The sequence below is a fragment of the Phenylobacterium sp. genome, from assembly GCF_028290885.1.
Classification (GTDB): domain Bacteria; phylum Pseudomonadota; class Alphaproteobacteria; order Caulobacterales; family Caulobacteraceae; genus Phenylobacterium.
On record NZ_JAQGIZ010000233.1, the window covers coordinates 1 to 7,390 of the forward strand.

Genomic DNA, 7,390 nt, shown 5'->3' on the forward strand with positions numbered 1-7,390 from the left:
CGCGGTGATCGTCCTGCCCTTGTTCGTGCCGCCGGTGATCTTCGGCGGCGGGGCGCTGGCCGCCTTCGCGGGCGGCCTGCCGTGGAGCGCCGGCTTCGCCCTGCTCTGCGCCTACGCGGCGGCCGCGGTGGCGTTGGGTCCGTTGGCCATGGCCGCGGCCTGCCGCAACGCGCTCTCCTGAGCCGGCCTAGGCCCCCGCCGACATTACCAAAGCTTCATTTCGCATGGCGCCGTTTCGCCAATATCCGGCCTGACGGTGAAGCTCGACCTTTCGGAACAGGAGACACCGATGTCACGGCCATGGATGGGTTATCTCGCCGGGGCGGCCTTCGTCCTTTCTGCGGCCACCGCCGCGACGGCCTATGCGCAGGCCGAGCCGGACGACCACGCCCGCGCCGAGCGCCAGGACCGCACCGTGATCATCCGCCACGGCGACGGAGACGACGCCAGATGTACGTCCGCCACGGCGGGGCGCACGTGGACGCCGCCGAGCACCTGCGGACCATGCTGCAGCTGAAGGCGTCGCAGGAGCCGGCGCTCGCCGCCTACCTGGCGGCGGTCAAGCCGGCGCATGAGCACGAGCACATGGTCGAGATGTCCGACCACCACGACGCCAAGACCACGCCTCAGCGGCTGGCCGAGATGGAGGCGCAAATGGCCGCCCACACCGCCGCCATGCACGTCCGGATCGAGGCCACCAAGCGCTTCTACGATCAGCTCGAGCCGTCGCAGAAGAAGGTGTTCGACGAGCTGCCCATGCTGATGATCGGACCGATGGGGCCGATAATGCCCATGGGGCCGATGAAGGTGATGGTGAACATGGAGCGCAGGCCGCCGATGCCGCCCATGCCCCCAATGCCGCCCAAGGCTCCGCCGCCGCCGCATTCCTAGGCGGCTTGCCGGGGTTTCGCCCGCGGTCTAAGCCCGGCGAGTGTGGCAGATCTGAAGTTCCCACACAGTTTGCCCAAGCGCCGCTGGGAACTTCAGATCGGCAAGCCACACTCGAAACGAAGGCTTGCTGGTGTCCTTGTCGCTTCCGAAGTTCGAACGGGGTTGCAGCTTGCGCTGTCGAACTTCGGAAACGGGACACTAGATGATCCCGGCGCCCGCCTTCCTGACGAACCCCGAGCGGTTCATGGCGTTCTCGCGCTGGGCCGCGCCGCTGTTCGGGGTCCTGGCCCTGGTGCTGGGCCTGGCCGGCCTGTGGCTCGGATGGACCGCGCCGGAGGACTACCAGCAGGGCGCGACGGTGCGGATCATGTTCATCCACATCCCGGCCGCCTGGCTGAGCGAGTTTGTCTACGCCTGCCTGGCCGTCGCCAGTTTCCTGGCGCTCGTCTTCCGCCACGCGCTGGCCGACGCCGCCGCCCAAGCCGCCGCTCCGCTGGGCGCGGGCTTCACCCTGCTGGCGCTGGCCACCGGATCGCTCTGGGGCCGCCCTATGTGGGGGACCTGGTGGGTGTGGGACGCCCGCCTGACCTCGGTGCTGGCGCTGTTCCTGATCTACATCGCCTACATCGCGCTCCGCGCCTCGCTGGACGACGAGACCAAGGCCGCGCGCGCGGCGGCGATCCTGGCGCTGGTGGGGGCGGTCAACCTGCCGATCATCCACTACAGCGTGACCTGGTGGAACACGCTGCACCAGGGCGCGTCGGTATTCCGCGCCGGCGGCTCGGCCCTGGCGCCGGTGTTCTACTGGCCGGTGATCCTGATGGTGCTGGCCTATATGGCGGCCTTCGGGTCGCTGTGGCTGGTGCGCATCCGCGGCGAGGTGTGGCGCCGGCGCGCCGAGGCCGCAGCGCTCCGCGCGGCCAGGGCCTGAGGACGACCTTTAGGATGTTGCACCTGGAAACCGGCAAGTACGCCCTCTTCGTCTGGCCCGCCTATGGGCTGACGGCGCTGGTGTTCGCGGTGCTGATCGCAACGTCGCTCGGCCATGCCCGGCGCTGGAGGAAGCGCGCCGAGGCGCTGGCGCGCAAATGAGCCGCTGGCTCGCGGCCCTGCCGCTGATCGCGCTGGCGGCGCTGGCCGTGCTGTTCGGCGCCTACGCCCTGCACCGCAACCCGCAGGTCCAGCCGCAGGCCCTGGTCGGCAAGCCGATGCCCGACCTGAGCCTGCCCAGCCTCGATGACGGCGCCACGGTGCGGATCCGCGAGGCCACGCGGCAGGGACCGGTGCTGGTGAACTTCTTCGCCTCCTGGTGCGCACCCTGCGCCGAGGAGCATCCCGTTTTGATGGAGATGCGCGCCCGGCGCATGCCGATCGTCGGCGTCGCCTACAAGGACGCTCCGCAGAACACCCAGGCCTTCCTGTCGCGGCTGGGCGACCCCTTCGCGCGCCGCCTGGTGGACCGCGACGGCCGCGCCGGCATCGAGTTCGGCGTCACCGGCGTTCCGGAGACCTACCTGGTGGCGCAGGACGGCCGTGTGCTGGCCAAGCACACCGGCCCCCTCAGCGAAGACGACGCTCGCGCGCTGATGGCGCGGGCGTTAACCGGGCGTTGATCCAGTGGCCGCAGATTGAGCGCGCGTTAACCATAACCGAGCCGCCCCGCTGTGACGCCGATCCGCCCCAACCCGCTACCCGTCCAGCCCGCCGCGAACCCGGCCGCCGACGCCGCGCGGCAGGCGGCGCAGAAGGCGTTCTTCGCCGCGGCCATGGGCCGGAGCGGCGCGCCGGCCGCGCCCCAGGCGGCGGCGGTCTTCACGCCCGCGGCGCCGATTCAGCGGGCGGAGGTTCGGCCCGATCCGGCGGCGGAAGCTCCGGCCAAGCTGCTGCGCCCCGGCTCGCTGCTCGACATCCGAGTATGACCTCAGGTCAAGCTCTACTTAAGCTCCTAATATAATTAACCTTCCTAAACCCGGAACGCAGCGCGTATCACCGTGTTTGCTCACTCATGGTGAGTCGCGAACAGCGAATCTACGAGGAGGCTGCTGCGCTCTGGCGTGAGGTGTTCGATGAGCCCCCGCCGGCCCGCACGAATGGGCGCGCAATGCTTGAGATCATCACTCGCAGGCTCGGCGACGTCAGCTATGACCGCCTGCGCTCACCCCACCTGCGGCCCTCGACGATCGCCGGGCCCGGCCAGCCGAAGGCGCGGGACCAAGGCCTACACTAGTGTCCCGATTCCGAAGTTCGCAAGCGCTTGCGGCTGGCTTTGGCGAACTTCGGAATCGATAAGGACACTTGCAAGTATATATTTCTAGTGTGCTTTTTGGATTTGAAGTTCGCTCGGCGCATGGCCCGTGAATGCGGCGAACTTCAAATCCAGCACACTAGGCAAATTTCTTCTTCGCCTTCTTGCCGCCCTTGTGGGCCTTCGCCTTCGGGGCCTTGACCTTGGGCGCCTTGGGCTCGGCCGGGCCGCTGGTCTTCACCAGGTCGCGCAGCAGGCTGACGAAGGTCGTCCGGCGGCCGCCGCCGGAGATCAGCTTCAGGAGCCGGCCGTCCGCCGCCGCCATCTTCGGCCGCGCCTCGGCGAGCGCCGCACGTCCGGTCTCGGTCACCCGCACCGCATTGGCCCGGCCGTCGAGCGCCGAACGCTCCCGCTCCAATAGGCCCTTGCCCATCATCCGGCGGGCCATGTCGGCCAGCGTCGAGCGGTCGATGCCGGTGATCCGCACGAGATCGGCCTGGGTCGCGCCGTCGCGTTCGTCCGCCGCGGCGAGGACCGCGAACTGCCGCTGGGTGATGCCGGCGTCGCCGAATTCCTCCGCATAGATGTCGAGCGCGCGCTGCAGCGCGCGATGCAGCAGGTGGCTTGGCGACTGATCCAGCGCGGCGATGCCGCCCTTCGCGCCTGACTTTGTCTTGGCCATCGGTGGTCCCCGCAAGGCTTACCGCAAAGCTAGAGGACGATTGCGTCTATTTGATTACAGACGATCCGTGGGCGTCGCTAGTGTCCCGATTCTGAAGTTCGCTCAGCGGATGGTCGTCGATGAGGCGAACCCAGCACACTAGGGGACGTCCGTCGGGGGCTTGCCGTCCGCGGGCTCCTCGTCCGGCATGTGCTTCATCATCAGGGGCGCCTGGCTCAGCGCGAAGAGGAAGATCAGGATCGGCGTGCCCGGGAACTTGAACACCCCCCAGGTGAGCGTGCTCTGTGTGCGCCACACCGCCTCGTTGGCCAGCGCCAGGGCGAAGAAGAACAGGGCGTAGCGCAGGGTGAGCGTGCGGACCACCGGGTCCGGCAGGTGGAAGGCGTCGCCCATCAGGACCTTCAACGGATTCTTCCCGCGCAGGGCGCCGGTGATCAGGAACAGCCCGAAGGCCGTGTAGAGGATGGTCGGCTTGACCTTGATGAACCGCTCGTCGTGGAAAAAGATCGTCAGGCCGCCGAAGATCAGCCCAAGCACCGCGGTCACCAGCGGCATCGGCGCCAGGCGCCGCTCCAGGACGAAGCCGACCAGCAGCGCCAGCACCGATCCGGCGACGATGGCCCAGCTGGCGGTGACCGCGCTGCGGGTGATCGCGAGCGTCGCCAGGAAAGCGGCCAGGCCTGCGTAGTCCACGAAGTAACGCACTGCCTTGATGGCCTTCGGGCTCATGCGGCAGGTTCCGTCAGGCCCACCAGCGAACGGGCGAAGGCGCGCGCGTTGAACGGCTGCAGGTCCTCGATCCCCTCGCCTACCCCGATCAGCTTTATGGGACTGTCGGAGGCCTGCGCCACCGGCACCAGCACTCCGCCGCGGGCGGTGCCGTCGAGCTTGGTCATGACGATGCCGGAGACCCCGATCTGGTTGCCGAAGATGTTCTCCTGGGCCAGCGCGTTGCGCCCCACCGTGGCGTCCAGCACCAGCAGGGTCTCGTGCGGCGCATCGGGATCGATCTTCTTCACCACCCGGATGATCTTGTGCAGCTCGTCCATCAGGCCCTGCTTGTTCTGCAGCCGGCCGGCGGTGTCGATCAGCACCACGTCGTAGCCCTGGGCCCGCGCCCGCTCGACGGCGTCGAAGGCGAGGCCCGCCGCATCGGAGTTGGGCGGCCGCGACATGAAGTCGGCGCCGGCGCGCTCGGCCCAGACCTTCAGCTGCTCCACGGCCGCGGCGCGGAAGGTGTCGCCCGCCACCACCAGCACCTTGGCGCCGCGCCCAGTGAGATCGGCCGCGATCTTGCCCAGCGTGGTGGTCTTGCCCGAGCCGTTCACCCCGATAAACAGGACGATGTAGGGCCGCGGGCCGGAAAGCGCATCGAAGTCGCCCTGTCGGGCCGAGAGCTCGTCGCCGATCGCCGCGGCCAGGGCCTCCTTGATCTCGGCTTCATCGACGCTCTTGCCGAACTTCTCGTCGGAGAAGCGCTGGGTGATGCGGGCGGCGGAATGCGGGCCGAGGTCGGCCTCGATCAGCATCTCCTCCAGCTCGTCGAGCTTGGCCTGGTCGAGCGGCTCCTTGGCGACGAAGGCCTGGGTGATCTGCTCGCCCATCTGCTTCGAGGAGCGCGACAGGCCTTCCGTGAGCCGCTGGAACCAGCCGCGTTTGGGTTCGGTCATGCGGGCGCTTCTAGCCGCAGGCTTGCGTCCCGTCACGTCCGCTTGCGAGGGTGCCGCGCATGGATCGCCTGGCCGCCACCCTCACCGTCCTCGACTATGCCGCGGTGGCGGTGTTCGGCGCGACCGGGGCGCTGGCCGCCGCCCGGCGCAAGCACGACATCGTCACCTTCGGCTTCTTCGCCGCGGTCACCGGCGTCGGCGGTGGCACGCTGCGCGACCTGCTGATCGGGGCGCCGGTGTTCTGGGTGGCGCGGCCGCAGTACCTCGTCGTCTGCCTCGTGGCGGCGGCGGCGGTGTGGATTCTCGGGCCCAAGCGCTTCCGCGGCAGCATCCTGACCTGGCTCGATGCGGTCGGGATGGCCGCCTATGCGGTGGTCGGCGCGCTCAAGGCGAGCTCGCTCGGCGTGCCGCCGTTCTCCGCCGTGGTGATGGGCGTGCTCACCGCCACCTTCGGCGGGGTGATCCGAGACGTATTGGCCCACGAGCCGTCGGTGCTGCTGCAGCGGGAGCTCTACGTGACACCTGCGCTCGCAGGGGCGGCGACCTTCGTTGTGCTGGGGCTGATGGGGACGCCCACCATCCCTGCCGGAATTGCCGGGTTCATGGTCGCCCTTTGCATCCGCGCGGGCGCCATCCTCTGGAAATGGTCACTGCCCGGGTTTGGCGGGCCCGTCGACGCCGACAGCTAGATTTCCTGGAGCCCGTGATCCAAGACAGTCCGGAAACGCTCCAGCCTCATTTTGGCGCCAGGGGCGCCGCAACTGCTGGCTGATCATGCTCAAACGCCTCGTGCCCCTGCTGATGATTTGCCTGGTGGCCGCAAGCGCCGCGCAGGCCCAGGGCGGCGGAGGCCGCGGGCGCGGTGGCGGTGGTGGGGGCGGCGGCGGCAAGGGCGGCCCGCCCGCTGGCGGCTCGGCGCCGTCCGCCAAACCCGCCAAGCCGTTCACCGAGCCTGAAATCGTCGGGGTCGTGAAGGTGATCGACCCGGACACCGGTCGGGTCACCATCGCCTACGAGCCGGTGGAAGCGCTGAACTGGCCCGCGGGAACCCAGCCTTTTCTCGTCAGCAAGACGGCCTTGCTGAAGGACCTGACCGTCGGCGAGAAGGTTCGATTCAAGCTCGAAAGCCAGCAGATCGCCACCATCCGGCCGTTCTGAGACGAGCGCCTGCTCGGCGGCGTCCGGAACGAAACCGGGATGACGGCTAGGTGGAGGAAATGCGCGGCGTCCAGGCCTCGGTCTCATGATCCGGGTGCTGGTAGCTCACGAGGTCGGAGAGATAGGCGGCGGTCCTCGGCTCGTCCTGCTCCCGGCTCGGCAAGGCGGGCAGTTCGTCCACCCAGGGCAACCGGTCCGGACTGCCGAGCTGCACGTCGGGCTTCAAGGGCGCCGGGTCGTCGAAGACGCCGATCGCCAGGTCGATGACGCCTGGCTGGTTCTCGAAGGTCAGCGGCGTGCCGCAGTCGCCGCAGAAGCCACGCCAGACCTTGTTCGAACTCTGGAAGCGTTTGCGCGCGCCGCGGGTCCAGGTGACGTCGGCGATCTGCGCCGGAACATAGGGCCCGAAGAAGCCGCCGGTGGCCTTCTGGCACATGCGGCAGTGGCAGATGCTGGGCTTGCCCAGCTCGCCGTCGATGCGGAAGCGCACCGCCCCGCACTGGCAACCTCCGGTCCAGGTCACTCCGCCGCCTCCAGCACGCGGACGCCGGCCAATGCGCGGCGGCCATCGTGGTCGGTGACCTTGAACGCAACGATATCGCCGATGGCGGCCGGCCCCGTGAAGGCGATCTCGGTGAAGTCCTCGGCGCGGGCGATGCCGTCACGCTCGACCAGCCCCATCAGCGTGCGTCCGACCTGGCGCTGCAGGTGGCGGACGAGCGCGGCCTCGCCGGCGGCGCGCAG

General features: G+C 69.0%; 14 protein-coding genes and 1 pseudogene. 10 read left to right on the forward strand and 5 right to left on the reverse strand.

All coding sequences use genetic code 11. The features are described from left to right. The 8 genes from JWP28_RS15280 to JWP28_RS15315 all read left to right on the forward strand — a co-directional run. Positions 1-181, forward strand: a 181-nt coding sequence (locus tag JWP28_RS15280) for a heme exporter protein CcmB (RefSeq protein WP_299544201.1), incomplete at its 5' end; no start/stop codon positions are given. Between the two features lie 108 nt (positions 182-289). Continuing rightward, positions 290-517: a hypothetical protein gene (locus tag JWP28_RS15285; RefSeq protein WP_299544203.1), complete on the forward strand. Its 228-nt coding sequence runs from the start codon at positions 290-292 to the stop codon at positions 515-517. Then, positions 451-891, forward strand: coding sequence for a Spy/CpxP family protein refolding chaperone (locus JWP28_RS15290; protein WP_299544204.1), 441 nt, complete (start codon positions 451-453; stop codon positions 889-891). Before JWP28_RS15285 ends, JWP28_RS15290 begins: the two co-directional genes overlap by 67 nt. Positions 892-1,093: 202 nt before the next feature. Then, entirely contained in the window at positions 1,094-1,822 is a 729-nt protein-coding gene (ccmC, locus tag JWP28_RS15295) for a heme ABC transporter permease CcmC (RefSeq protein WP_299544206.1), read from the forward strand. A 14-nt stretch (positions 1,823-1,836) separates the two neighbouring features. Further along, positions 1,837-1,983 (forward strand): heme exporter protein CcmD, encoded by a 147-nt coding sequence (gene ccmD / locus JWP28_RS15300; protein ID WP_299544209.1) that lies wholly within the window; start codon positions 1,837-1,839, stop codon positions 1,981-1,983. Further along, a complete protein-coding gene (locus tag JWP28_RS15305) occupies positions 1,980-2,504 on the forward strand; it encodes a DsbE family thiol:disulfide interchange protein (RefSeq protein WP_299544212.1) in 525 nt (174 codons plus the stop codon). The genes ccmD and JWP28_RS15305 overlap by 4 nt, the downstream gene beginning before the upstream one ends. 51 nt (positions 2,505-2,555) lie before the next feature. After that, positions 2,556-2,810 carry a hypothetical protein gene (locus tag JWP28_RS15310; RefSeq protein ID WP_299544213.1) on the forward strand — a complete coding sequence of 85 codons (255 nt, stop codon included), beginning with the start codon at positions 2,556-2,558 and terminating at the stop codon, positions 2,808-2,810. A 182-nt stretch (positions 2,811-2,992) separates the two neighbouring features. Beyond that, positions 2,993-3,118, forward strand: a complete 126-nt coding sequence (locus tag JWP28_RS15315) for a hypothetical protein (protein WP_299544214.1) — start codon at positions 2,993-2,995, stop codon at positions 3,116-3,118. A gap of 157 nt (positions 3,119-3,275) precedes the next feature. Here JWP28_RS15315 and JWP28_RS15320 read toward each other — a convergent pair whose 3' ends face one another. The 3 genes from JWP28_RS15320 to ftsY all read right to left on the reverse strand — a co-directional run bounded on the left by JWP28_RS15320 (position 3,276) and on the right by ftsY (position 5,488). Continuing rightward, complete coding sequence (locus JWP28_RS15320) at positions 3,276-3,818, reverse strand: MarR family winged helix-turn-helix transcriptional regulator (RefSeq protein WP_299544215.1); 543 nt, start codon at positions 3,816-3,818, stop codon at positions 3,276-3,278. 138 nt (positions 3,819-3,956) lie between these two features. After that, positions 3,957-4,547, reverse strand: coding sequence for an inner membrane-spanning protein YciB (locus tag JWP28_RS15325; RefSeq protein ID WP_299544216.1), 591 nt, complete (start codon positions 4,545-4,547; stop codon positions 3,957-3,959). Then, complete coding sequence (gene ftsY / locus JWP28_RS15330; protein ID WP_299544217.1) at positions 4,544-5,488, reverse strand: signal recognition particle-docking protein FtsY; 945 nt, start codon at positions 5,486-5,488, stop codon at positions 4,544-4,546. The genes JWP28_RS15325 and ftsY overlap by 4 nt, the downstream gene beginning before the upstream one ends. 59 nt (positions 5,489-5,547) lie before the next feature. Between ftsY and JWP28_RS15335 the strand changes: the two genes are divergently transcribed. Together JWP28_RS15335 and JWP28_RS15340 are read left to right on the forward strand one after the other, a co-directional pair. Next, entirely contained in the window at positions 5,548-6,177 is a 630-nt protein-coding gene (locus tag JWP28_RS15335; RefSeq protein WP_299544218.1) for a trimeric intracellular cation channel family protein, read from the forward strand. A gap of 85 nt (positions 6,178-6,262) precedes the next feature. Then, a complete protein-coding gene (locus JWP28_RS15340; protein ID WP_299544220.1) occupies positions 6,263-6,646 on the forward strand; it encodes a copper-binding protein in 384 nt (127 codons plus the stop codon). A 46-nt stretch (positions 6,647-6,692) separates the two neighbouring features. Here the strand turns inward: JWP28_RS15340 and JWP28_RS15345 are convergent, their stop codons facing one another. Together JWP28_RS15345 and JWP28_RS15350 are read right to left on the reverse strand one after the other, a co-directional pair. Further along, entirely contained in the window at positions 6,693-7,169 is a 477-nt protein-coding gene (locus JWP28_RS15345) for a GFA family protein (RefSeq protein WP_299544221.1), read from the reverse strand. After that, positions 7,166-7,390 (reverse strand): annotated as a pseudogene (locus tag JWP28_RS15350) (tRNA (N(6)-L-threonylcarbamoyladenosine(37)-C(2))-methylthiotransferase MtaB); the annotation flags it as partial. The pseudogene JWP28_RS15350 and the gene JWP28_RS15345, both read right to left, overlap by 4 nt.